Raw genomic sequence first — 22,672 nt, 5'->3', positions numbered from 1 at the left:
TTTAGCGATACTTTTTTATGAGGAAACTTTATATTTTTGACCCACTTTTTATTGACGAAGACTTAATGGTAGAAGAAAAACATAACAAGAATTTATACAACATAGGAGTTAGCTATAAAAAAGCTGACGCAACTATTAGGGGGAAGTTTAGTGTTTCTAAAGAAAACCAAGTAGCACTTTTAGAGGAAGCTAAGAGTAAAGGTATGAAAGGTATTTTTGTACTGTCAACTTGTAATAGAACAGAAATAACTGGTTTTGCAGATCATCCATTTCAATTAATAGGAATGCTTTGTAAGTATTCAAATGGATCTGTAGAAGAATTTGCTCAAGTATCAAATGTATATAAAAACAAAGAGGCGATTAACCACTTGTTTCGAATGGGAACAGGATTGGATAGTCAAATTTTAGGAGATTATGAAATTGTAGGTCAGTTAAGACAAGCTTTTAAATTAGCTAAAGAAGCTGGGACTACCAATGCATATTTTGAGCGATTGTTAAATCACGTAATGCAAGCAAGTAAGCGTGTTAAAAATGAAACTAGGTTAAGTTCAGGAACAACATCCGTTTCTTATGCAGCTGTTCAATACATGATTAAAAACCTAGAAGACTATAATTCAAAAAATGTTTTAGTTTTTGGATTAGGTAAAATGGGAAAACATACTTGTAAAAACTTAGCGGAATACACGCAAAATAAAACAGTAAGTTTAATTAATAGAACAGAAGAAAAAACAATAGCCTTTGTAAAAGAAAATACTTCGATTAGAAATGCGAAGTATGAAAACTTAAATAAGGAGATTGCAAATACAGATGTTTTAATAGTTTCTACAGGAGCTTCAGAGGCAACCATTAAGAAAGAACATATTTTAACAAACAAAGAATTGTTAATTTTAGATTTGTCTATGCCGGCAAACGTTTCTAAAGAAGTAGCTGATTTAGATAATGTAACATTGGTAAATGTAGATGAATTATCTAAAATAACTGATGAAACCTTAGCAATTCGTCAACAAGAAATTCCTGTTGCAGAAGCAATTATTGAAACACATAATGAAGAGTTTCAAGAGTGGTTAAATCATAGAAGGTTTACACCAGCAATTAACGCATTAAAACAATCGTTAAAAACAATCCAACAAGGAGAAATAGCTTTCCACAAGAAAAAAATAAAAGATTTTGATGAAACTCAAGCAGAAGTTATAACATCAAGATTTATCCAAAAAATAACTACACAGTTTGTAAAACACTTAAAAGATGAAGAAACTTCTGTAAACAAAAGTATAGAAGTGATGGCTAAAGTGTTTGGAGCAAATTTAGAAACTATCCATGCAGAAGATAATTAGAATAGGTACACGAGATAGCCAGTTGGCTATGTGGCAAGCAAACAAAGTTCGCAAGCAATTAGAAGAATTAGAGTATAAATGTGAAATAGTTCCAATTAAATCTACTGGAGATTTAGTTTTAGACAAACCTTTATACGAACTAGGAATTACAGGAATATTTACTAAAAATTTAGATATCGCTATGTTAAATGGCGATATTGATATAGCAGTACATTCATTAAAAGATGTTCCAACAGTATTACCACAAGGAATTGTGCAAGCGGCTGTGTTAAAAAGAGCAAACTATGCTGATATTTTGGTGTTAAAAGACAATGAAGAGTTTTTTGGACAACCAAAAGGAATTATAGCAACAGGTAGTTTACGTAGAAAAGCACAATGGTTAAATCGTTACCCAACACATGAGGTCGTTGATTTAAGAGGAAACGTAAATACGCGTTTAGAGAAATTAGCAAACAACGATTGGAATGGAGCTGTTTTTGCAGCGGCAGGATTAGAAAGAATAGGTATAAGACCAAAGGGAGCAATTAGTCTTTCATGGATGATACCTGCACCAGCACAAGGAGCAATTATGATTACAGCTTTAGAAAATGATGATTTCTCTAAAGATGCATGTGAGCAATTGAATCACTATGAAACGCAAGTTTGTGTTGGGATAGAAAGAGAGTTTTTAAATAGACTTGAAGGAGGATGTACAGCACCAATTGGAGCATTAGCTTATATTGACGACAAAACTGAAGAGATTAATTTTAAAGGTATTTTGTTAAGTAGAGACGGAAAGAAAAAGATTTCTGTAAATAAGAAAGGAAAGCTTGGACGTCATAAATTTTTAGCAAAAGATTGTGCAGATTATGTAATTAATAAAGGAGGAAAAGAATTAATGATGGAAGATATGGGACTTGAAAAAGAGTTTGCCATATTTTCAACAAAGAAATTATCAGAAATTCAAAAGAAGTTATTACCAACCTCTATAGCAGTTGAGGATAGTGATTTTATTAAAATTCGTTTTAATAGAATAGCTCCTAAAGTTGTTAAAAATGAAATTGAAAACGTAATCATTACAAGTAAAAATGGAGTAGAAGCAATAGCGAATTCATTTACTTCTGATGAATTGAAGTTTAAAAATATTTATTGTGTTGGTCGAAGAACAAAAAAGTTAATCGAGCAAAAAATAGGTAAGGTTACACATTCAGAAAGAAATGCTGAGAAGTTAGCAGCGTATCTTGTAAAAGAAATAAAAGGTCAGGAAGTAACATATTTTTGTAGCGACTTAAGATTAGATACATTACCAAGTGTTTTAGCAGAAAACGGAATTACAGTAAATGAAGTAGAAGCTTATAAAACGATGTATAGCCCAGCTAAAGTAGGTGAGAAAGTAAACGGAGTTTTATTTTATAGTCCATCTACAGTAGAAAGCTACATGAAAGAAAATGAAGCAGATAAAGTGGCTTTTTGTATAGGAGAAAGCACAGCTAAAGAGGCAAGAAAACATTTTGAAAAGGTAGAAGTTGCAAAATTACCTACAGTAGAAAGTGTAATAGAATTGGTGAATTTACACTTTGTAAAAAAATAGATTAAAATGTCATACGAGCGCAGTATAGAGATATTTGTAAAAAAAATCTCAACTGCGCTCTGTTTGAAAATATGATAAACTATGTTTAGAACACGCAGACTAAGAAAAACAGATGGAATCCGAAGATTAGTAAGAGAAAATCAATTGTCGGTAAACGATTTTATTTATCCTTTATTTATTGAAGAAGGAGAAGGAATAGAAAAAGAAATTGTTTCTATGCCAGGAATAAAACGTTGGTCTTTAGATACTGTTTCAAAAGAATTAGATGAAGTAGTTGCTTTAAACATACCAGCGGTTATTTTATTTGGTATTCCAACTGAAAAAGATGAGGTAGGAACAGAAACATGGAATGATAACGGAATTATGCAACAAGCTGTTCGTTATATTAAAAAGAATTATCCAAGTTTATACGTAATCACAGATGTGTGTTTTTGTGAATATACTTCTCATGGACATTGTGGTGTTTTGTGTGATAATGATGTTGATAATGACGCTACTTTAGTAAATTTAGCAAAGCAAGTAATATCACATGCAAAAGCAGGGGTAGATATGGTAGCGCCTTCAGGAATGATGGACGGAACAATAGCCATGATTAGAGAGAGCTTAGATCAGGCAGGATATCCGAATTTACCAATTATGGGATATTCAGTGAAATATGCATCAGCATTTTATGGACCATTTAGAGATGCAGCAGATTCAGCACCAAGCTTTGGAGATAGAAGAACTTACCAAATGGATCCAGCAAATAGAGATGAAGGATTACGTGAAGCTACGTTTGATGATGAAGAAGGAGCAGATATTTTAATGGTAAAACCAGCATTATCGTATTTAGATATTATTAGAGACTTAAAAGAAAATTTTGATCGTCCAATAGCTTGTTATAATGTAAGTGGGGAATATGCAATGGTAAAAGCAGCTGCAGAAAAAGGATGGATAGATGGGGAAAGAGTAATGATGGAGAGCTTATTATCTATGAAAAGAGCAGGAGCTGATATTATCATTACCTATTTTGCTAAAGAAGCAGCAAGAGTTTTAATGCGATAAAAAATGAAGCAATCAATAGTACATATAGCTTTAGTAGTAAGAGATTATGATGAAGCAATTGAGTTTTATACAAAAAAACTTAAATTTACTTTGATTGAAGACACATATCAACCAGAACAAAATAAAAGATGGGTTGTTGTGGCGCCACCAAATTCAGAAGGAACGTCAATTCTGTTAGCAAGAGCATCTAAAGAAGAGCAAAAAAATTTTATAGGAAATCAAACAGGGGGAAGAGTTTTTCTTTTTTTAAACACAGACGATTTTTGGAGAGACTATAAAGATATGATAGCTAAAGGAATTGAGTTTGTTAGAAAGCCTAAAGAAGCTGAATATGGAACGGTAGCAGTATTTAAAGATTTATATGGGAATTTGTGGGATTTATTAGAATTAAAATAAACAACTCACAGACTAAAAAATAATTTAATTGATAACTAAAGTAGAGTTATGGAATTTAAAAAATCACAAGAATTATATCAACAAGGATTAGTAAATCTAGTAGGAGCAGTAAACTCACCAGTAAGAGCATTTGCTTCAGTAGGAGGGAATCCATTGTTTATTAAAAAAGCAAAAGGAAGTAAAATTATCGATGTAGATGGTAATTCTTATATAGATTTAGTATTGTCTTACGGGCCTATGATATTAGGTCATCGTCATAAAAAAGTACAAAAGGCAATTACAAAAGCTTTAAAAAATGGATATTCATTTGGAGCATCAACAAAAAACGAAATTAAATTAGCAAAAATAGTTTGTGATGCATTTCCAGGAATGGATAAAGTTCGTTTTGTAAACTCAGGAACAGAAGCTGTTTTAAGTGGAATACGTTTAGCAAGAGCTTTTACAGGAAAGGACAAAATTATTAAGTTTTCAGGATGTTACCATGGACACCAAGATGCATTATTGGTAGCAGCAGGATCTGGATTAGCGACTTTAAGTTTACCTGGCTCAAAAGGAGTGCCAGAAGGAGCTGTAAAGAATACTTTAATAGCCAATTATAATGATTTGGAAAGTGTAAAAGCGCACTTTGAAGAGCATGATGATATTGCAGGGGTTATTTTAGAGCCAGTAGCGGGTAATATGGGAGTTGTAACTCCACAAAATAACTTTTTAAAGGAATTAAAAGAGTATTTAAAATCAAAAGGAGCCTTATTAATAGTAGATGAGGTAATGACTGGGTTTAGATCGAAATTTGGAGGAGCTCAAGAATTATTTAATGTAGAAGCTGATATTACTTGTTTAGGAAAAGTAATAGGAGGAGGTTTCCCGGTGGGAGCTTACGGAGCACGTAATGAAATTATGGAAATGGTAGCACCTTTAGGAGGAATGTACCAAGCAGGAACATTAAGTGGTAATCCAATAGCTATGGCAGGAGGAATTGCTACTTTAACAGAATTGAAAAAGCAAAATCCATACGAGAAGTTTAACGAAATAGCTCAAATAATAGAGGTGTTTTTGTTAGAATCAGCAAAAAAATATGGAATAGAAATTACAGTGAATAGGTTTGGGTCAATGATCAATCCTTTCTTCACTAATAAAAAAGTAACGAATTTTGATGAGGCACAAACATGTGATACAGAGAAGTTTGCTGTGTTTTTCTGGGAAATGATGAAAAATGGAGTATTTTTACCTCCATCACAGTTTGAAGCATGGTTTTTATCATCAGCTTTATCAGAAAAAGATATAGAAAAGATAGCGAAAGCGATTGATAAATCTATGGAAGCTGTTTCTAAGATGTAAATTAAAATATAGGAGTTTATGAAAACAATGTTCGCAATTTTTTTTAGTATACTATTAGCATCATGTCCTAATGGCAATAAAGAAAATCAAGAAACAATTATAAACTCTTTATATAAAGGAACATTACCAGGAAATAGTTTAGGAAAGTTTGAAAAAGAGAATCTTGTAATTAAAACCGAAAAAGATTGGAAATTATTTTTGAAAAAAGCTGAAGTAGCTAATCAAATGGATGATTTGATAGATTTTTCAAAGAGTGTTATAGTGGTAGCTATAGATTCTCAAAAAAACACAGGAGGATTTTTAGTAGAAATTTCAAAAATAAAGGAAGAAAAAAGTAAGTTATTGGTAACAATAGAGTCTAAAGGTCCAAAGCCAACGGATATGGTTACTATGGTACTTACACAACCAATACATATAGTAAAAATACCAAAAACAAAGAAAGACATAGTCTTTGTAACAGAATAAAATGATAAAAAACGATTTATTTTTAAGAGCCTTAAAAGGAGAAACTGTTGATCGTCCACCAGTATGGATGATGCGTCAAGCTGGAAGATATTTACCAGAGTTTATGGAAATTAGAAAAAAGTATGATTTCTTTACACGTTGTAGAACTCCAGAACTAGCATCAGAGATTACAGTGCAACCTATTCGTAGATATGGAATGGATGCTGCAATTTTATTCTCAGATATTTTGGTAATACCACAAGCAATGAATATTGAAGTGGAAATGAAGCCAGATTTTGGTCCTTATTTACCAAATCCAGTAAGAGATAAAAAAGGTTTAGATAACGTAATAATTCCAGATGTTCATGAAGAATTAGGATACGTTATGGATGCAATTAAGGCAACCAAAGAAAAATTAAATGACGAAATTCCTTTAATAGGTTTTGCAGGTTCACCATGGACTATTTTGTGTTATGTAGTGCAAGGTCAAGGGTCTAAGAATTTTGATAAAGCAAAGGAGTTTTGTTATACACAACCAATTTTGGCACACCAATTGCTACAGAAGATAACAGATACCACAATTGCTTATTTAAAAGCTAAGGTACAGGCAGGTGTAAATGCTGTTCAGGTTTTTGATTCTTGGGGAGGAATGTTATCTCCAACTGATTATCAGGAATTTTCATGGCAATACATTAATCAAATAATTGAGGCATTAAAAGATGATGCTCCAGTAATCGCTTTCGGAAAAGGATGTTGGTTTGCGTTAGGAGAAATGGCGAAGTCTAACGCATCAGCATTAGGAGTAGATTGGACATGTTCGGCAAGAAATGCACGTTATTTATCAGGAGGAAATGTTACATTACAAGGTAATTTTGATCCATCTAGATTATTGTCTCCGCCTGCAGAAATTAAAAAAATGGTACACCAAATGATAAATGAGTTTGGTAAAGACAAATATATTGTTAACTTGGGGCACGGAATTTTACCTAATATTCCGCTAGATAATGCAAAGGCATTTATTGATGCGGTAAAGGAGTATAATATTTAAAATTTAATCCCCTTAAATTATTAAAAATGAAGAGATTATTACTGGTTTTAGCGTTGATAGCTGTCTCGAATACTTTTGCACAAAAGAAGATTTATTATAAAGATATTGTTGATGATTGTATTGCAACTTCAAGCAATGATGCAGCGTTATTAGACGATATTGTTTACAATTGTATTAGAGATAAGTACATTTCAAACTACGATTTTACTTCTATTGATGGGAAAACTATTAGTACAGATGCAATAAAAAAACCAATCGTATTATTAACAGCAGCTACTTGGTGTGCTCCTTGTTGGGGAGAAATACCAGCTTTAAATAAGTTAGTTGAAAAGTACAGTGATAAAGTTGAATTTATCATGCTTTTTTGGGATAAAGAAGATGGAGTAAAAAGAATGGCAAAAAAATTAGATAAGAGAATATTCTTAGTGCCTTCTAAAGAAAAATTAGCTGATAGATCAAGTATTAGAGTTGCTGGATTTATTCATAAATTAGATTATCCATCTGCATACCTAATTACAGGTAAGAAAAGAATTTTAGACTTTAAAAGAGGTGCACTATCTCCAACTAAAGATATGGGGTGGGATGAAGTAAACGCAGCCAACGAAGAAGAATTAGAAGCTTTTATTAAACCAGTAATTAAATAAAAGTTATTTAAATAAATAAGTAATAAAAAAACTCTTTCTGTAAAGAAAGAGTTTTTTTATGCATAATATTTACAATAAAGAGATTAATTAATTAATTAATTAATCTCTTTATTACTCTAAGTTTATGTGTGTGTTGATGAGTATCTACATTGTAAATACCACTGTGATCTAATTTGTCAATACGAACTTTACCATGAGCGTGAATAATATTATAATCGTTCATAATAATACCAACATGGGTAATAATACCTTCTTCGTTATCAAAAAAGGCAAGATCTCCAGGTTCACTTTCTTCAATAAAACTTAATACATCTCCTTGTGTTGCTTGTTGTTTAGCATCACGTAAAAGATTATAACCACATAATTTATATACTGTTTGCGTAAAACCTGAACAATCAATTCCAAAAGGAGATTTACCTCCCCATAAATACGGAACATTTAAAAATAAATATGCTGTTTCTATAATAGCAGCTTTTGTTAATTGTTTATTACACACCTTTCCTTCATAAAAATAAGAAGTAGTATTAATGGTTATTTTGTTGTTATTAAACAAAGGAAGTCTAGCTCCCATTGGTATGGTAGTTAAGTTATGACTATCATCAGTAATAAAGTCTATTAATTCGCCTGCAAAATGCTTTTTTTCTTGACATAATAGACTATAGTCTTCATTAGAAATTTCTTCGTATTGTTTGTTATCGATATAGCCTTCATAATTATCAAAGGCTAAACGAATTTTACTCCACTTTTTAGTTTTTTCTAAAACTTCAAAATGTTCACCAAAAACAACCTGATTCACCATTTCTGAAACATCAGTAGGCTCTAGTCGAAGAGGAACAACACTTAAATTACAAATTCCGAAAGACATTAACAGCTTTTATTAAAATTATACTCTTTCAATTACCATTGCACTAGCACCACCACCACCGTTACATATACCAGCAGCACCAATTTTAGCGTTGTTTTGTTTTAATATAGATGTTAAAGCAATTATAATTCTAGCTCCAGAAACACCTAATGGATGACCTAATGACACAGCTCCACCGTTTACATTTACTTTATCTGCAGATAATCCTAAAATTTTCATATTAGCTAATCCTACTACAGAAAATGCTTCGTTAAGCTCAAAATAGTCTACATCATCAATAGAAACTCCAGCTTTAGCTAAAGCTTTAGGTAATGCTTTTGCAGGTGCAGTAGTAAACCATTTAGGCTCATGAGCAGCATCAGCATATCCTTTAATTTTTGCTAAAGGAGTTAATCCTAATTCAGCAGCTTTTTCTGCAGACATTAATACTAAAGCAGCTCCACCATCATTAATTGTTGAAGCGTTAGCAGCTGTTACAGTTCCTTCTTTTGTAAAAGCAGCACGTAAAGCTGGAATTTTTTCCATTTTTACGTTTTTGTATTCCTCGTCTTCAGAGAAAATAATTGGTTCTCCTCTACGTTGAGGAATCTCTACAGGAACAACTTCGTCTGCAAATTTACCTTCACTCCAAGCTTTAGCAGAACGGTTGTATGATTCAATAGCAAAAGCATCTTGATCTTCTCTAGAAAATTCATACTCAGTAGCGCATTCATCAGCACATACTCCCATTGCTACTTGCTCATATGCATCAACTAAACCGTCTTTTTGCATACCGTCTTCCATTTTTACAGGACCAAATTTAGTAGCACTACGAGCGTGTTGATAATGAGGTATCATACTCATGTTTTCCATACCACCAGCAACAACAATTTCAGCATCGCCTAAGGCAATTGTTTGCGCTGCTAACATGATAGATTTCATACCAGAAGAACAAACTTTGTTAACTGTTGTACAAGGAACAGTATCAGGAATTCCAGCAAAAATAGCTGCTTGACGTGCAGGTGCCTGACCTAAACCAGCAGAAACTACATTTCCCATAAAAACTTCCTCAACCATTTCTGGTTTTAAGTTTATTTTATCTAAAGCTCCTTTAATTGCTACCGCTCCTAATTTTGGAGCTGGTGTAGTTGATAAAGTTCCTAAAAAACTACCTATTGGAGTTCTTGCAACCGATACGATAACTACTTCTTTCATATATTGAGTATGTTGTATTAAGATTAGTTCTGCGAAAATAACCATTTTATAACAAGTACTCAAATAATAGATAAAGGTTATATTTACATTTTTAAAAGCTAAAAATGAACGATTTTATCAATAAATTGTATAAGAACAATGCAATAATTTACAAAGTATTGTTATTCTTAATAACCGTTACAGCAATTGTTTACTTATTTCCTAAAGGAGGGCAGTTTAAATACGATTTCCCTCAAGGTAAGCCATGGCAGTATGATAATTTATATTCACCCTTTGATTTTGCAATTCAAAAAACAGAAAAAGAAAAAGAAGAGGAGATTAAAAATATAGAAGCAAATGCTAAAAAATATTTTGTTGTAGATACAGGTGTTAAAGCAAAAGTATTGGAAGAGTTTGAGAGTAAAATTATACCATCAGATTCTTTATCGGTTAAAGAAGTTCAGTTTCTGAAAAAAATAGGGAAAAGTATTATTAATTCTATATACAGATATGGTTTATTAGATGCGATTAGTAATGCAAAAGCTAATAAAAGAGACATTGTTATTTTAAGAAAAGGAAATTCTATAGAGGATGTACCCTTTTCTAGATTGATTCAATCCAATGAAGTTTTAAGTTATGTTAATCAGAAAGTAAAAGATTTAAATGTAAATCAACAACAACTAATTTTAAGATACATATCAGAGACTTTAAGGTCAAATGTAAGTTACGATGTAAAATATAGCGAAAGAGAGCTACAAGAGGCTTTAAATAGTATTTCGTTAGCTAAAGGTAAAGTATCGAAAGGAGAGTTAATTATTTTAAAAGGAGATATTGTTGAAGGAAAAAAGTTTAATGTATTAAAATCATATGAGTTAGCTTCTAGCTCTCAAATTTGGACAGAATCGAATTATAATTGGATTGTTTTTGGGTATACAATTTTAGTATCGTTGGCTTTGTTAATGTTATTGCTTTTCTTAGAGAAATACAGACTTGAGATCTATAAAAACAATAATAAAGTAACTTTTATATTCTTCAATATATTCTTAATGATTTTTGTACAAACAATGGTTGTTAAGTACAATTCAGAATATTTATATGTTGTGCCTCTAAGTATTTTGCCAATTGTTTTAAAAGCGTTTTTTGATGCACGATTAGGATTATTTACTCATGTATTAACAGTATTATTATTAGGGTTTATTGTACCCAATAGTTTTGAATTTATTTATTTACACATTATTGCAGGAATTGTAACAATTTTAACGGTTTCGGAATTGTATAAAAGAGCTAGTTTATTTGTCTCAATAGGACAAATTACACTGATTTATATGATTACCTATTTTGCATTTTCAATTTTAAAAGAAGGAAATGCAGATAAAATTAATTGGTTATACTTTGGATTGTTTGCAGCAAATGGATTGTTATCGTTTTTAGCGGTTTTCTTTATCTACTTCTATGAAAAACTATTTGGGTTGGTTTCCGATGTTACATTATTAGAGTTATCAAACACAAATTCGAAGCTTTTAAGAGATTTAAATGAAAAAGCCCCAGGAACATTCCAACATTCTATGCAAGTAGCTAATTTGGCCGAAGCAGCAGCAAATGAAATAGGAGCGAATTCAATGTTAGTAAGAACAGGAGCTTTGTATCATGATATAGGGAAGATGGTACAACCTATGTACTTTACCGAAAACCAATCAACAGGAGTTAATCCGCATAACGACTTGTTGCCTAAAGATAGTGCTCGAATTATTTTAGATCATGTAATTAACGGAATTGAAATAGCTAAGAAGAATAAGTTACCAGATAGAATTATTGATTTTATAAGAACACATCACGGAACAAGTGTAACTTATTATTTTTATAAAAAAGAGCAGGAGAATAATCCAGACGAGGAAATAGATATAAAGAAGTTTCAATATCAAGGACCAATCCCATTTTCTAAAGAAACGGCAATTTTAATGATGTGCGATGCAGCAGAAGCAGCTTCTAAGAGTTTAAAAAATCCAACAGCACAATCCATCGATGAATTAATAGATAAGATTATAAACAAGCAAAAAAACGATAATCAGTTCCGAAATTCGGATATTACGTTTAGAGAAATAGAAAAAATAAAAAAAATTATTAAGAATAAGTTGATGAATATCTACCACTTACGTGTTGAGTATCCAGATTAGTGATTTTTTTCTTCAAAAAAACTTGCGTGAATGTTTAATCGGTTATATATTTGCACTCGCAATTTTTAATTCAAAGTTTCAAACGCTTTGAAAGTCTCCGGAGAGGTGGCAGAGTGGTAATGCAGCAGATTGCTAATCTGTCGACCTTATTGGTCGCCAGGGTTCGAGTCCCTGTCTCTCCGCTAAGAATTGCACTCGGGGCGTAGCGTAGCCCGGTTATCGCGCCGCGTTTGGGACGCGGAGGTCGCAGGTTCGAATCCTGCCGCCCCGACAAAATAAGAGTTACTGGTCGCGTAGCTCAGCTGGATAGAGCATCTGCCTTCTAAGCAGACGGTCACAGGTTCGAATCCTGTCGCGATCACAATAAGCCTTACTGGAAACAGTAAGGCTTTTTTGTTTTTGTATGATTCATTTTAACTAACTTATGTTGTAGCTGGTATAACCATAAAAGGAATCGTTAATTGATGTCCTAAATTTGCTATTACATGTTCTCTAAATAAGTTTTCAAAGAAACTGTGTTTGTATTTTATCATTGTCAAAATATCAATTTTATAAGTATTAATTAAATCGATAATTTCATCTGTTATATTTGTGTACTGAGTTATTTCAGTATAACTAGTTTCTACATTTTTCAAATACATTTGTAAAGAATCTAAATTTTCTTTTTGACTAGTATCTAATTCTTCATTTGTTTGTATATGGAATACGTTTAGTTTAGAATTATACAAACTAATAAGATCTTTGATTTCATCTAGTTCTGTACTATTGTATAAGCGTTTAAATCCACTAGAAAAACCAATATTTTCAGGTTTTTTGTATTCAGTACCATTAGGTATTGCTAATATTGGACATTTAGAAAGGTTACTTATAATTTCTACAGTGTTACTTCCTAAGAAAATTTCTTTAGCACCTGTTGCTCCTTTGGTTCCCATAACAATTAAATCTATATCATGGTTTTCTACAGCAATAGCTACAGCTTGTTCAATATCATGCGTGCTTGTTGATATTTTAAAACTATGCTTAGGGTTCGCAAATGTTTTTTCTACTCGTTCAAGTAAATGTTTTAAATCATTTACAGCATTCTCTTGCATTACACGAGTTAATTTATTTGAAAAAGAAGAGATTCTTGATGACTTAACTGGTGCTGAATGAAGTAAATGAAAAACACATTGTTCATTAGTAAAGAGTTTAAGTGCATAAACAGTGGCTGTCCATGCATTCTCTGAAAAATCGGTTGGTATTAAAATATGTTTCATAATAGTAGGTTTTAGAAATTATAAATGAGACTTCATAATCTGCTTACGCTTACTTAACTGTCTTTCTAGGTCGCTAACTGTATTTTTTACAGCCAATTGATAATTGTCTTCATTAGAAGAAGCAAATATTTGAGGACCAGATTGACTTAAAACCATTTCACAGATTTTACCTTTTGATGTAGGATCATTTTCATATTTTATATAAACTTGAGCTTTTATAAGCCAATCATATTTTTTATAAAGTTTATCAAGTTTTTTTTGAATGAATTCTTGTAAATTTTCACTTACAGGCATTTTAACGAATTGAATATGTACTTCCATTTTTTTTGTTTTGATATTCAAATTTAGCTGTAAGAAATATGTTTTGGAATGATATATATCAGTTTATATCTAAGTTTATTGAGGTATATTTACAGGAAACTGTGTAGATGTTTTTTTGAAATTGACAACAGGATAAAATTTGAAAGAGTATTTTTAAGATATTAAAATTGGTATTTGAATAAAACTCTTTTTTGAAAAGTTAAATAGTAACTATGGTATTATGAAGAGAGTAATTACTAAACCTACCTTTTAGGGTAGCAATGTGTCGTTTGTTTTGAACTAGCTTTGTAATAAACTTAATAACTATGGAAACAAGATATATTAGGAATAGAATCTACTTAACAGAAAGTGAACAAGAGACGATAAAGAATTGTCCTGTTGTACTTGGAGGTTCTGGCATTGGAAGTATTATAGCAGAATGTGCCTTGCGACTTGGGTTCGAAAATATAACTATAATAGATGGAGATGAAGTTGAGTTATCAAATTTGAATAGACAAAATTACACAGAAGCAGATTTAAAAACTAGTAAAGTAGAAGCTATAAAAAAAAGGTTATTGTCTATAAATAAAGAAGCTAATATTAAGATACACGATTGTTATTTAACAACTGAAAATGTTGAAGAGTTTATTTTAGGTCATAGGATTGCTATTAATGCCTTAGATTTTACATCTGATGTACCTTTGACTTTTGATAAAATTTGTCAGAAAAATAATATTCCGGTGTTGCACCCATATAATTTAGGTTGGGGAGGTTTAGTAACAGTGATTAGTCCAGAAGGTTTACCATTAGATTCAATAGAAAAGCCTAATCAAAAATTTAACGAAGTTAAAATGGTTGAATATGCTACAAGTTATTTAAAATTTTGGAGAACACCTCATGCTTGGTTAGAAGAGGCTATGGAAAAATATATGAAAGAGAAAAAAGTTCTACCACCGCCTCAATTATCAATAGCATCTTGGTTAGTAGCAGCTATGAGTACACATCTTTTGTATAATATTGCTACTAACAAAAAAACCAAACAGTTTCCAGAATTTTATTTGTCAACAATAATGAATGATTTAAATTAATTTATTGTTTGTAGTATAAGTAATAGCTTCTGAAATATTAGCTACCCCAAGTTTTTCAAATAATTTCTTCCTGTGAAATTTTACAGTATCAGGTGAGACGTATATAGCTTCAGCTATTTCGTTTATTGTATATCCTCTGGTTGAATGTTTAAGAATTTCTTTTTCTCTGCTGGTTAATTTTGTCGATTCAGTTTCCTTCCAGAAATCTCCTTTTAAATCGTAGTGATATACTTTATTATCTTTTTTATTTGTTACTTTAATATTCCCTGATTTATTTTCGGAAGAAAGAGAAACAATTGCAATTGCTTTCCATAATTTTCCTTCTGATGTCATAAATAAAGGAGTCATTTTATGATTAATCAATGTTTTTTCACCTTCTTTATTAACTAAATGAAAATCATATGAAATAGTGTAGTTTTTACGTTCTTCCATAGGTACTCTTTCATAAAACTCAAAACCAATAGTGTTAATTTTTAAAAGAAGTTCTAGATCAGACTCTATTACATGCTTAAAATAAAATGCGTACCCCATTTTTTTTACTTCTTCAGCAGTATTCCCGCATAATAACAAAGGGTTGTCAGAAACATAATCAAAACCTTTTTTCTCATAATCAATTACATATAAACTTTTGTATGTTGTTCTGGCAAAAGCATCAATTGATTCTAAATAATTAATAGCTTGTTTTTGGTCGTCTTCAGAAACAAAATCAACTTTATTAACAAAAGAGAAAAAATTATTAATATCTGGCATTATAGTTTTTTTTAAGCTTGCTAAATATAATATTTTTAAAAGAATTACACAAAAGGGTAAAATCTTAACTACTCTTTTGTGTGGTTGTGTTTAAGTGGTTCATTACTACACTTTTGTGTAATGAATTTTGAATCTTCTCTAAATAGATTTGAGTACCAAACTTAATACCATGATACTCACAAAAAATTATTTAGAAAAGCTCAAGAAAAATCAATTATTAGATTTAGCGGAATTTGTAGTTACCGAAAACTTCAAACATCATTTAGAAAATAATCTTCCAGAAAATTATAAGAATGATGTAAATGCTATTTATAAAGAGGAATTAAAGTTTTATGAAAATTCAGAAGTTTTTACTACTAGAAATGAAGAAGGAGCAATAGTAGGTGCAATTAGAGTTTTAAAATGGAACTTTATAGATGTTCTACCTATTCAGAAAATTTTTGGAATCAATCCACTTTTAGCAATTAACACTCCTAATGTAAATGATATTTACCATATAGGACGATTTGCGGTAAATAAAGATATACGTGATTTTAATTTATTTAAAAAATTACTAGTCTGTGTAGCTAAACTTATTTGTAATCACAAAGGTAATATGGCTTTTGCCGAATGTGATAGTAAATTATTAAGGGTTTTAAATCTTTTAGGAGTAAAGGCTATGGTTATAGGAGAATCTTTAAATTATTTAGGATCGGAAACAATACCTATTGCAATGACTTATGATGGCGTGATTGAATTTTATAATAATAATAAACATTTAGTAGAGGCTGTTTCAGATAAAGAATACATGATATCATCTTCAAAAGAAAAAACTAATAATACAATTAATACAACAATTGCACTGAGTGCTTAAATATTAAAACAACCAAAATGAATTTAGAGAAAATAAATAATTTAAATTCTTCAGATGTTTTAATAGATTTAATAAAAGAAATTAAAATCCCCCTGAAGTCTATAATAGAAGCTAATAAAAAATTAACAACAATTGATATTATTACAAATAAACAACCAGAAAGAACAACAAATGATATAATCTTTAATAGTAGTAAAGAAATTGCAAGTTTAATAGATGAGGTTGTAAAATTAGCTAAAGAAGGAAAACCCAAAGAAAAGTCCCCTTTGATTTATCAAATATATCATGGTAATGAAAGAGTACAATTTATGTGCAAAAAAGAAATTAACCCTAATAAAATTTCACAACAAGATACTTCATGGTTACTAGAAATGGAAAATGAAGTATATAAAAATATTAAGCATAAAGATTTAAATCTATATGATCTATCATACAAAATGGCTGTTAGTGAAAGACAATTACATCGAAAAATAAAAGGACTTTTACATTTAACACCAAATAAATACATAAGAATATTACGATTGCATAAAGCGAAACAGTTTATAGATGATTATGTATACGACTCAATTTCTCAAATTTCTTATGCTGTTGGTTATTACGATACACATTATTTTTCAAAGTTATTTAGACAACAATATGGGATTTTTCCCAAAAAACTTCTTAATGAAAGAAGGTTTTAAATGGTTTTGATCCTTTCTAGATAAAAAGTGATGCTTTTTATTACGTCGTTTTCAACTGATTCTTTGGCAGTTTTAAAATAGCTTCAAAATATACCTTTAGCCTTATTAATTTTAATACAGAAGCAAATGAAACGTGTACTTTTTTTATTAGGACATCTAAATGATTTGGATATAGAATGGATGATCAATAATGGTAATAAAGAAGATTTAGAAGTAGGTGATAGATTAATACGTAAGGGAGAAGCTATAGAGAATTTATATATAGTTCTTTCTGGTCAACTGTCTATAACCGATGGCTCAAGTGATAAAAGTATAGCGCTTATAGGGGCAGGGGAAATTGTAGGAGAAATGTCGTTTTTAGAATCTAGACCACCTTCAGTATCAGTTATAGCAACACAAGTAACTTCTGTGTATAGTATTTCTAGAGAGTTAATGAATAGTAGATTAGCAAACAATTTAGAATTTAAGGCTAATTTTTATTACGCGATCTCATTATTCTTATCTAATAGGTTAAGGAAAACCACGGGACAATTAGGATATGGAAATCCAGAAGAGGCAGATACAATAGATGAAAATGTACTAGATGGTATTTCACAAGCTGGTTCAAGGTTTGGTCAAATACTTCAAAAATTTTCAGAAGTATAAATAGCTTTAATATGATGCGTAAAGTTGTTATATCAATAATGTTATTACATTTTGTAATTAAAGGATTTAGTCAAAAAGTAATTCCAGTCGACTTGATTGAACTAACGAAAATTACTCTTGCAAAAAATCCATTGGTTAAGCAGAATTTATTAACAGTAAAGGATGCTGAAGGTAGTTTGAGAATACAAAGAAGTGCATTCGATTATCAGTTAACTTCAGGAATATCATCAAACCGAAATACGTTTAGTTTATTAGAAGCAGATCCAAGAAATAATTTTATTAATAAATTAAAGTCGGAAGGAACCAATGTTTCAATAGGTTTTAAAAAAACATTTCGTTCTAGTCTTACAGCCAATTTAGAAGTAGATTATAAGCTAGCTACAGATAATTATCCAATTAATAGATTTAATCAAAATGTAGGGGAGTATATTGGTAACCATACAGTTTTAAGTACATTTTCGTTAACTCAACCTTTATTAAGAGGGAGAGGGAAATCAATTTCAACAGCTTTAGAACAAGCATCAAAATTAAATTTAGAGAGTACAAATCATACTGCAGAATTTCGAAATTCATTTGAGTTGTTTCAAATGAGTATTGCATACTGGGAATATGTAACAGCTTATAAAAGTTTAACTATTTATAAAGAAAATGAAGCTAGAGTAACACGAGTTCTAGAAATAACCCAAGAGTTAGTGAAAGCAGATAGAAGACCTGCTAGTGATTTAGATCAGGTTAAGGCAGATTTGGCAAATCAAGAACGTCAAACAAAAGTAGCAGAACAAATACTTTACAACGCTAAGTTAAATTTAGGGAGAGCTATTGGTTTAAGTGAAGATGATAGTAAAAAATTAGGAACTCCTTTAGATCAATTCCCAGCCATAAATAAATCAGGATATACTGAAAAACTCAATGAAAATATTTTTTTAGAAATAGCACAAAAGAATAGGGCTGATATTGAAGCTGCTAAGAAAATACAAAAGGCTTTAGAATTACGATTAAAACTTTCAGAAAACAGTAAAAAGCCACAATTAGATTTATCAGGGTTTGTAAGCTATGGAGGTATAAATAGCGGTAACGGTTTAAGTACAGCATTGGCAACATTTTCTAGAAATGAAGGAAGGGACTTAGGGTATGGTTTACGGTTGAATTTTACATTTCCACTTAATAATAATCTAGCAAAAGGAAATTTTATTAGAAACAAAGTAGCTCTAAAAGATCAAGAGATTACAACAGAAAACTTAGAAAGGAACATAAATTTAGATGTATCTATTGCGTTCAATAATTTGAAAAATAACGTGGGAGTGTTAAAAAAAGCAAAAGAGGCTTTAGAGTTTTACAAGCAGGTTTATAATAATGAACAAATAAAATTTAGAAATGGAATGACCATTTTATTAAATCTTATCCAGTTTCAAGAAAGACTCACTTTTGCAGAATTAGACTATTTAAGAGCTCATCAGCAATTTGCCAAAGCTATTGTAAATATTAGATATGTAACAGGAACACTATTGGTCAATAAAAATGGAGGAAGCGATGTAAATAAGACATTGTTTTTCACTATCCCTAACTAAAAATAGTAAAAAATAAATAATCATGGCAGCAGGATTTTTCAGAAAAGCAGCATTAGAAAAGTTATCGACTCCAGAAAAACTGGATCAATTAATTAAAGTAACGAACCCTAGAGGATGGATTGCTTTACTCACTATAGTGATAGTTTTAGGAACAGGAATAGCCTGGTCTTTTTTAGGTAATGTAAAAACAAAGTTAAATGTTGTAGGTGTTTTGTTAGGAGGCGAAATTCATGAAGTCGTAGCTACTTCACAAGGACAATTGATAAACCTTAATGTAAAAATAGGAGAAAGGGTAAAAGAAGGAGATATTATAGCAACTATTGAGCAACCTGAGTTATTCCAGCAGATAGAAGAAGTAAAAGCTACTTTAAAAGAACGTGAGTTTGACTTGAAACATCTATTGTCATATGGAAATCAAGATACTCGTTTGCAAGGAGAATTAGTCCAACAACAAAGAATAAGTATAGAGCTTCAAATAGAAACAGAGAATAAAAATTTAGGCTTTTTAAAGGCGCAACTGGCTAGAGAAGAAACTTTGTTAAAACAAGGCTTAATTACCAACTCTCAATTAATAAATACAAAGCAACAAATAGATGTTGCAAAAAATGCCATTGAACGATTAAAAAGTCAATTAGTACAATCTTCTAGTAAAAAACTAAATATAGGATTTGATTTGCAACAAAAATTGAATGTAAGTAAGCAACGCATCGCAGAAACTAAAAGACAATTAGAGCATTTAAAAGAACGATTTGACATACAAACCAATATGCGAAGTTCTTATTCAGGAGAAGTAGTAGAGGTATTATCAGAAGCAGGTATTGTTGTTAGACAAGGAACTCCCTTATTTAAACTAAAAAATAAGAATCAAATTGCTAATGACGGAAAACTTAGAGGAGTACTTTATATCCCTTCACAAGATGGTAAAAAAATTAAGGAGGGTATGGAGGCTTTTGTTGTGCCCTCAACGGTTCAACCTCAAGAATATGGTTTTATGAAAGGTAGAGTAACATATGTTTCAGATTTTCCGATAACACAAAAAGGAATGATGATGACAGTAAAAAATGACCAGTTAGTTTCTGGTTTGTTGTCTAAAGGAGCACTATTTGAAGTATATGTTGAGTTTGAAGAAGATAAAGAAGCTTTTAGTGGTTTTAAGTGGACATCAGCAAAAGGACCTGAAATTGCAATTAATGAAGGTACTTCATGTATGGGGAAAATTACGGTAAAAACAGAACCCCCAGCAGCTATTGTCGTTCCTGCTTTAAAGAAATTTTTTGACTTGTATTAATAATACCAAGAAATTATGAGTAAGAAGACAGAATCAATTATTGAAAAGCAAGCTAAACCTGTTAAAACACCTACTGTACTTCAGATGGAAGCGGTAGAGTGTGGAGCAGCAGCATTGAGTATTATTCTTGGATATTACGGAAAATTTATTCCTTTAGAAAAGTTAAGGATTTCTTGCGGTGTATCAAGAGATGGATTAAAAGCAACAAATATTTTAAAAGCTGCAAGAGAGCACGGATTAGAAGCAAAAGGATATGCTAAATCAGTAGAGAAGTTAATGCAATTACAAATGCCAGCAATTATTTTTTGGAATTTCAATCATTTTCTAGTCATTGAAGGGTTTACCAAAAATAAAGTGTATTTAAGTGATCCTGCTCAAGGAAGATATCATGTGACTCACGAAGAGTTTGATGAAGCTTTTACAGGAGTAGTACTTACCTTTAAACCTGGAGAAAATTTTGTAAAAGGAAACGAAAAAAAAGGATTGTTCAATTCATTGGCTTCTAGAGTGAAAAGTTCCAAATTGAGTATAACGTATATAATTTTAGTAAGTTTATTTTTAGTGATTCCGGGGCTTGTTATTCCATCGTTTACAAAAATATTTATTGATAAATATTTGATAAATGGGGTGTCTGAATTTATAATGCCTTTATTACTAATAATGGGTGCAGTTTTACTTATTAATTCAATGCTGGTTTATTTACAACAATATTATTTATTAAGACTTGAAACCAAATTAGCTTTAACTACATCAAGCAAGTTTTTATGGCATGTGTTTCAGCTACCTATTTCATTTTTTACACAACGATACAGTGGTGAAATAGGAAATCGAGTATCCTTAAATGATAAAGTAGCTAAACTATTAAGTGGTGATTTAGCTAATGCTGCTTTAAATGCTATAGTAGTTGTCTTTTATGCGTTGTTAATGTTGTCTTATGATGTTGTACTTACGGTGATTGGAATAATTATGGCAGGATTAAATATTGTAGCCTTACAATATGTTTCTAGAGCCAGAAAAGATGGAAATCGAAGGTTTCTAAATGAAAATGGGAAACTTCTTGGAACTACAATTTCAGGTATAAGTATGATTGAAACTTTGAAGGCATCTGGAAGGGAAAATGATTTTTTTACTACATGGACTGGGTACTTAGCAAAAGTAATGAATGCTCAACAAGAATTGGGTTGGTTAACTACACGATTAAATATAATTCCGCCTCTTTTAATGTCACTAACCACTACCATTATATTAGGAGTAGGGGCTATGAGAGTTATGGATGGTCAAATGACTTTAGGGATGCTTGTTGCTTTTTTGTATTTAATGAACAACTTTATGGGGCCAGTAAACCAACTTGTAAACGTAGGAAGGTTACTTCAAGAAACAGAAGGAGATATGGCCTGTATTGATGATGTTTTAAATTATGATAAGGCAAATGAGCTTCGTGATAGTAAATCAGATATTAAAACTTCATTAAATACTAATATTAAATTGAATAAGCTAATTGGGCAATTTGAAATGAAGAATATAACATTTGGTTATAATACAACAATGCCTGCGTTAATTGAGAATTTTAGTTTAAGTCTTAAACCAGGAAGTAGAGTTGCTCTAGTAGGTGGATCTGGGAGTGGAAAATCTACAATAGCAAAATTAGCTTCAGGATTATATGAACCATGGGAAGGAGAAATACAATTTGATGGTAAGTTGAGAAAGGAAATTCCTAGACCAGTAATCACAGAATCAGTAGCAGTTATAGACCAAGATGTTTTAATGTTTAAAGGATCTATTCAAGAAAATATAGCATTTTGGGATTCTAAAATTCCCGAAAAACACATTATTCAATCTGCTCGAGATGCTGCTATTCACGATGTAGTAGCTGCTAGAACAAATGCTTATGATAGTCAGGTATTAGAACGCGGTTCAAATTTTAGTGGCGGACAACAACAAAGATTAGAGATTGCAAGAGCTCTAGCATTAAACCCAACTATTTTAATTATGGATGAAGCTACAAGTGCCTTAGATCCAAAATCTGAAAAAATAGTTATGGATAATATTAAGAAACGTGGATGTACATGTTTAATTGTTGCACATAGGTTAAGTACTATTATGGATTGTGATGAGATTATTGTAATGGAATTTGGAAAAATTGTGGAACGAGGTAAGCATCAGGAATTATTAAACAAAAAAGGCACTTATGCCAGACTAATTGATTCAAAATAA

General features: G+C 31.0%; 21 protein-coding genes and 3 tRNA genes. 19 read left to right on the top strand and 5 right to left on the bottom strand.

Going from position 1 to position 22,672, the window contains the following annotated elements; genetic code table 11:
- Nucleotides 1-65: 65 nt before the first annotated feature.
- From hemA to ACOQN8_RS00830, 8 genes are all read left to right on the top strand, one after another.
- Entirely contained in the window at nt 66-1,334 is a 1,269-nt protein-coding gene (gene hemA, locus ACOQN8_RS00865) for a glutamyl-tRNA reductase (protein WP_420552797.1), read from the top strand.
- Nucleotides 1,318-2,904, top strand: a complete 1,587-nt coding sequence (hemC, locus tag ACOQN8_RS00860) for a hydroxymethylbilane synthase (RefSeq protein WP_420551252.1) — start codon at nt 1,318-1,320, stop codon at nt 2,902-2,904. The genes hemA and hemC overlap by 17 nt, the downstream gene beginning before the upstream one ends.
- 81 nt (nt 2,905-2,985) lie before the next feature.
- Entirely contained in the window at nt 2,986-3,948 is a 963-nt protein-coding gene (gene hemB, locus ACOQN8_RS00855; RefSeq protein WP_299122294.1) for a porphobilinogen synthase, read from the top strand.
- Nucleotides 3,949-3,951: 3 nt separating this feature from the next.
- On the top strand, nt 3,952-4,344 hold the full coding sequence (locus ACOQN8_RS00850) for a VOC family protein (RefSeq protein WP_420551251.1): 393 nt from the start codon (nt 3,952-3,954) through the stop codon (nt 4,342-4,344).
- A 48-nt stretch (nt 4,345-4,392) separates the two neighbouring features.
- Nucleotides 4,393-5,682: a glutamate-1-semialdehyde 2,1-aminomutase gene (hemL, locus tag ACOQN8_RS00845; RefSeq protein WP_420551250.1), complete on the top strand. Its 1,290-nt coding sequence runs from the start codon at nt 4,393-4,395 to the stop codon at nt 5,680-5,682.
- Between the two features lie 18 nt (nt 5,683-5,700).
- The gene (locus ACOQN8_RS00840; protein ID WP_420551249.1) at nt 5,701-6,147 is read left to right on the top strand and encodes a protease complex subunit PrcB family protein; all 447 of its coding nucleotides are present in this window, start codon (nt 5,701-5,703) and stop codon (nt 6,145-6,147) included.
- A 1-nt stretch (nt 6,148) separates the two neighbouring features.
- A complete protein-coding gene (hemE, locus tag ACOQN8_RS00835; RefSeq protein ID WP_420551248.1) occupies nt 6,149-7,174 on the top strand; it encodes a uroporphyrinogen decarboxylase in 1,026 nt (341 codons plus the stop codon).
- 26 nt (nt 7,175-7,200) lie between these two features.
- Nucleotides 7,201-7,818, top strand: coding sequence for a TlpA family protein disulfide reductase (locus ACOQN8_RS00830; protein WP_235272895.1), 618 nt, complete (start codon nt 7,201-7,203; stop codon nt 7,816-7,818).
- Between the two features lie 91 nt (nt 7,819-7,909).
- On the opposite strand, the gene ACOQN8_RS00825 is transcribed toward ACOQN8_RS00830, so the two are convergent.
- Together ACOQN8_RS00825 and ACOQN8_RS00820 are read right to left on the bottom strand one after the other, a co-directional pair.
- Nucleotides 7,910-8,683: a C40 family peptidase gene (locus ACOQN8_RS00825; RefSeq protein WP_150899749.1), complete on the bottom strand. Its 774-nt coding sequence runs from the start codon at nt 8,681-8,683 to the stop codon at nt 7,910-7,912.
- Nucleotides 8,684-8,701: 18 nt separating this feature from the next.
- On the bottom strand, nt 8,702-9,877 hold the full coding sequence (locus ACOQN8_RS00820; RefSeq protein WP_150899751.1) for an acetyl-CoA C-acyltransferase: 1,176 nt from the start codon (nt 9,875-9,877) through the stop codon (nt 8,702-8,704).
- Nucleotides 9,878-9,981: 104 nt separating this feature from the next.
- Here ACOQN8_RS00820 and ACOQN8_RS00815 point away from each other — a divergent pair, with 104 nt between their 5' ends.
- The 4 genes from ACOQN8_RS00815 (at nt 9,982) to ACOQN8_RS00800 (ending at nt 12,391) form a co-directional block, all read left to right on the top strand.
- Nucleotides 9,982-12,030 carry an HD family phosphohydrolase gene (locus ACOQN8_RS00815; protein WP_420551247.1) on the top strand — a complete coding sequence of 683 codons (2,049 nt, stop codon included), beginning with the start codon at nt 9,982-9,984 and terminating at the stop codon, nt 12,028-12,030.
- 99 nt (nt 12,031-12,129) lie between these two features.
- Nucleotides 12,130-12,212, top strand: a tRNA-Ser gene (locus ACOQN8_RS00810).
- A 14-nt stretch (nt 12,213-12,226) separates the two neighbouring features.
- Nucleotides 12,227-12,301 (top strand) — tRNA-Pro (locus tag ACOQN8_RS00805).
- 16 nt (nt 12,302-12,317) lie between these two features.
- Nucleotides 12,318-12,391, top strand: a tRNA-Arg gene (locus ACOQN8_RS00800).
- 61 nt (nt 12,392-12,452) lie between these two features.
- On the opposite strand, the gene ACOQN8_RS00795 is transcribed toward ACOQN8_RS00800, so the two are convergent.
- Together ACOQN8_RS00795 and hpf are read right to left on the bottom strand one after the other, a co-directional pair.
- On the bottom strand, nt 12,453-13,286 hold the full coding sequence (locus tag ACOQN8_RS00795; RefSeq protein WP_420551246.1) for a universal stress protein: 834 nt from the start codon (nt 13,284-13,286) through the stop codon (nt 12,453-12,455).
- Nucleotides 13,287-13,304: 18 nt separating this feature from the next.
- Nucleotides 13,305-13,607: a ribosome hibernation-promoting factor, HPF/YfiA family gene (gene hpf / locus ACOQN8_RS00790; RefSeq protein WP_420551245.1), complete on the bottom strand. Its 303-nt coding sequence runs from the start codon at nt 13,605-13,607 to the stop codon at nt 13,305-13,307.
- 305 nt (nt 13,608-13,912) lie between these two features.
- On the opposite strand from hpf, the gene ACOQN8_RS00785 reads away from it, so the two are divergent.
- Nucleotides 13,913-14,674, top strand: a complete 762-nt coding sequence (locus ACOQN8_RS00785) for a ThiF family adenylyltransferase (protein ID WP_420551244.1) — start codon at nt 13,913-13,915, stop codon at nt 14,672-14,674.
- Here ACOQN8_RS00785 and ACOQN8_RS00780 read toward each other — a convergent pair.
- Entirely contained in the window at nt 14,666-15,424 is a 759-nt protein-coding gene (locus ACOQN8_RS00780) for a helix-turn-helix transcriptional regulator (protein ID WP_420551243.1), read from the bottom strand. The two genes, ACOQN8_RS00785 and ACOQN8_RS00780, sit on opposite strands and share 9 nt — an antisense overlap.
- Nucleotides 15,425-15,593: 169 nt before the next feature.
- Here ACOQN8_RS00780 and ACOQN8_RS00775 point away from each other — a divergent pair, with 169 nt between their 5' ends.
- The 6 genes from ACOQN8_RS00775 to ACOQN8_RS00750 all read left to right on the top strand — a co-directional run bounded on the left by ACOQN8_RS00775 (nt 15,594) and on the right by ACOQN8_RS00750 (nt 22,672).
- The gene (locus tag ACOQN8_RS00775) at nt 15,594-16,277 is read left to right on the top strand and encodes a hypothetical protein (RefSeq protein ID WP_420551242.1); all 684 of its coding nucleotides are present in this window, start codon (nt 15,594-15,596) and stop codon (nt 16,275-16,277) included.
- Between the two features lie 17 nt (nt 16,278-16,294).
- Nucleotides 16,295-16,957 carry a helix-turn-helix domain-containing protein gene (locus tag ACOQN8_RS00770; protein WP_420551241.1) on the top strand — a complete coding sequence of 221 codons (663 nt, stop codon included), beginning with the start codon at nt 16,295-16,297 and terminating at the stop codon, nt 16,955-16,957.
- Nucleotides 16,958-17,083: 126 nt separating this feature from the next.
- Nucleotides 17,084-17,602, top strand: coding sequence for a cyclic nucleotide-binding domain-containing protein (locus ACOQN8_RS00765; protein WP_272149800.1), 519 nt, complete (start codon nt 17,084-17,086; stop codon nt 17,600-17,602).
- 11 nt (nt 17,603-17,613) lie between these two features.
- Nucleotides 17,614-19,170 carry a TolC family protein gene (locus ACOQN8_RS00760; RefSeq protein WP_420551240.1) on the top strand — a complete coding sequence of 519 codons (1,557 nt, stop codon included), beginning with the start codon at nt 17,614-17,616 and terminating at the stop codon, nt 19,168-19,170.
- 22 nt (nt 19,171-19,192) lie between these two features.
- Nucleotides 19,193-20,458, top strand: a complete 1,266-nt coding sequence (locus ACOQN8_RS00755) for an NHLP bacteriocin system secretion protein (RefSeq protein WP_420551239.1) — start codon at nt 19,193-19,195, stop codon at nt 20,456-20,458.
- Nucleotides 20,459-20,473: 15 nt separating this feature from the next.
- Complete coding sequence (locus ACOQN8_RS00750; protein WP_272149797.1) at nt 20,474-22,672, top strand: NHLP family bacteriocin export ABC transporter peptidase/permease/ATPase subunit; 2,199 nt, start codon at nt 20,474-20,476, stop codon at nt 22,670-22,672.

The organism is Tenacibaculum aiptasiae (assembly GCF_965221665.1).
Classification (GTDB): Bacteria; Bacteroidota; Bacteroidia; order Flavobacteriales; family Flavobacteriaceae; genus Polaribacter; species Polaribacter aiptasiae.
The sequence above is the reverse complement of the archived record's forward strand: the minus strand, read 5'-3'. Positions and strand labels throughout refer to the sequence as shown.

What these genes read in the sequence shown, in the direction of transcription:
- ACOQN8_RS00850 (WP_420551251.1), top strand. Translation starts at nt 3,952, where the DNA reads ATGAAGCAATCAATAGTACATATAGCTTTAGTAGTAAGAGATTATGAT.
- hemA (WP_420552797.1), top strand. Translation starts at nt 66, where the DNA reads ATGGTAGAAGAAAAACATAACAAGAATTTATACAACATAGGAGTTAGC.
- ACOQN8_RS00765 (WP_272149800.1), top strand. Translation starts at nt 17,084, where the DNA reads ATGAAACGTGTACTTTTTTTATTAGGACATCTAAATGATTTGGATATA.
- ACOQN8_RS00795 (WP_420551246.1), bottom strand. Translation starts at nt 13,286, where the DNA reads ATGAAACATATTTTAATACCAACCGATTTTTCAGAGAATGCATGGACA.
- ACOQN8_RS00830 (WP_235272895.1), top strand. Translation starts at nt 7,201, where the DNA reads ATGAAGAGATTATTACTGGTTTTAGCGTTGATAGCTGTCTCGAATACT.
- hemE (WP_420551248.1), top strand. Translation starts at nt 6,149, where the DNA reads ATGATAAAAAACGATTTATTTTTAAGAGCCTTAAAAGGAGAAACTGTT.
- hemL (WP_420551250.1), top strand. Translation starts at nt 4,393, where the DNA reads ATGGAATTTAAAAAATCACAAGAATTATATCAACAAGGATTAGTAAAT.
- hpf (WP_420551245.1), bottom strand. Translation starts at nt 13,607, where the DNA reads ATGGAAGTACATATTCAATTCGTTAAAATGCCTGTAAGTGAAAATTTA.
- ACOQN8_RS00775 (WP_420551242.1), top strand. Translation starts at nt 15,594, where the DNA reads ATGATACTCACAAAAAATTATTTAGAAAAGCTCAAGAAAAATCAATTA.
- ACOQN8_RS00755 (WP_420551239.1), top strand. Translation starts at nt 19,193, where the DNA reads ATGGCAGCAGGATTTTTCAGAAAAGCAGCATTAGAAAAGTTATCGACT.
- ACOQN8_RS00780 (WP_420551243.1), bottom strand. Translation starts at nt 15,424, where the DNA reads ATGCCAGATATTAATAATTTTTTCTCTTTTGTTAATAAAGTTGATTTT.
- ACOQN8_RS00820 (WP_150899751.1), bottom strand. Translation starts at nt 9,877, where the DNA reads ATGAAAGAAGTAGTTATCGTATCGGTTGCAAGAACTCCAATAGGTAGT.
- hemC (WP_420551252.1), top strand. Translation starts at nt 1,318, where the DNA reads ATGCAGAAGATAATTAGAATAGGTACACGAGATAGCCAGTTGGCTATG.
- ACOQN8_RS00750 (WP_272149797.1), top strand. Translation starts at nt 20,474, where the DNA reads ATGAGTAAGAAGACAGAATCAATTATTGAAAAGCAAGCTAAACCTGTT.
- hemB (WP_299122294.1), top strand. Translation starts at nt 2,986, where the DNA reads ATGTTTAGAACACGCAGACTAAGAAAAACAGATGGAATCCGAAGATTA.
- ACOQN8_RS00840 (WP_420551249.1), top strand. Translation starts at nt 5,701, where the DNA reads ATGAAAACAATGTTCGCAATTTTTTTTAGTATACTATTAGCATCATGT.
- ACOQN8_RS00785 (WP_420551244.1), top strand. Translation starts at nt 13,913, where the DNA reads ATGGAAACAAGATATATTAGGAATAGAATCTACTTAACAGAAAGTGAA.
- ACOQN8_RS00770 (WP_420551241.1), top strand. Translation starts at nt 16,295, where the DNA reads ATGAATTTAGAGAAAATAAATAATTTAAATTCTTCAGATGTTTTAATA.
- ACOQN8_RS00815 (WP_420551247.1), top strand. Translation starts at nt 9,982, where the DNA reads ATGAACGATTTTATCAATAAATTGTATAAGAACAATGCAATAATTTAC.
- ACOQN8_RS00760 (WP_420551240.1), top strand. Translation starts at nt 17,614, where the DNA reads ATGATGCGTAAAGTTGTTATATCAATAATGTTATTACATTTTGTAATT.
- ACOQN8_RS00825 (WP_150899749.1), bottom strand. Translation starts at nt 8,683, where the DNA reads ATGTCTTTCGGAATTTGTAATTTAAGTGTTGTTCCTCTTCGACTAGAG.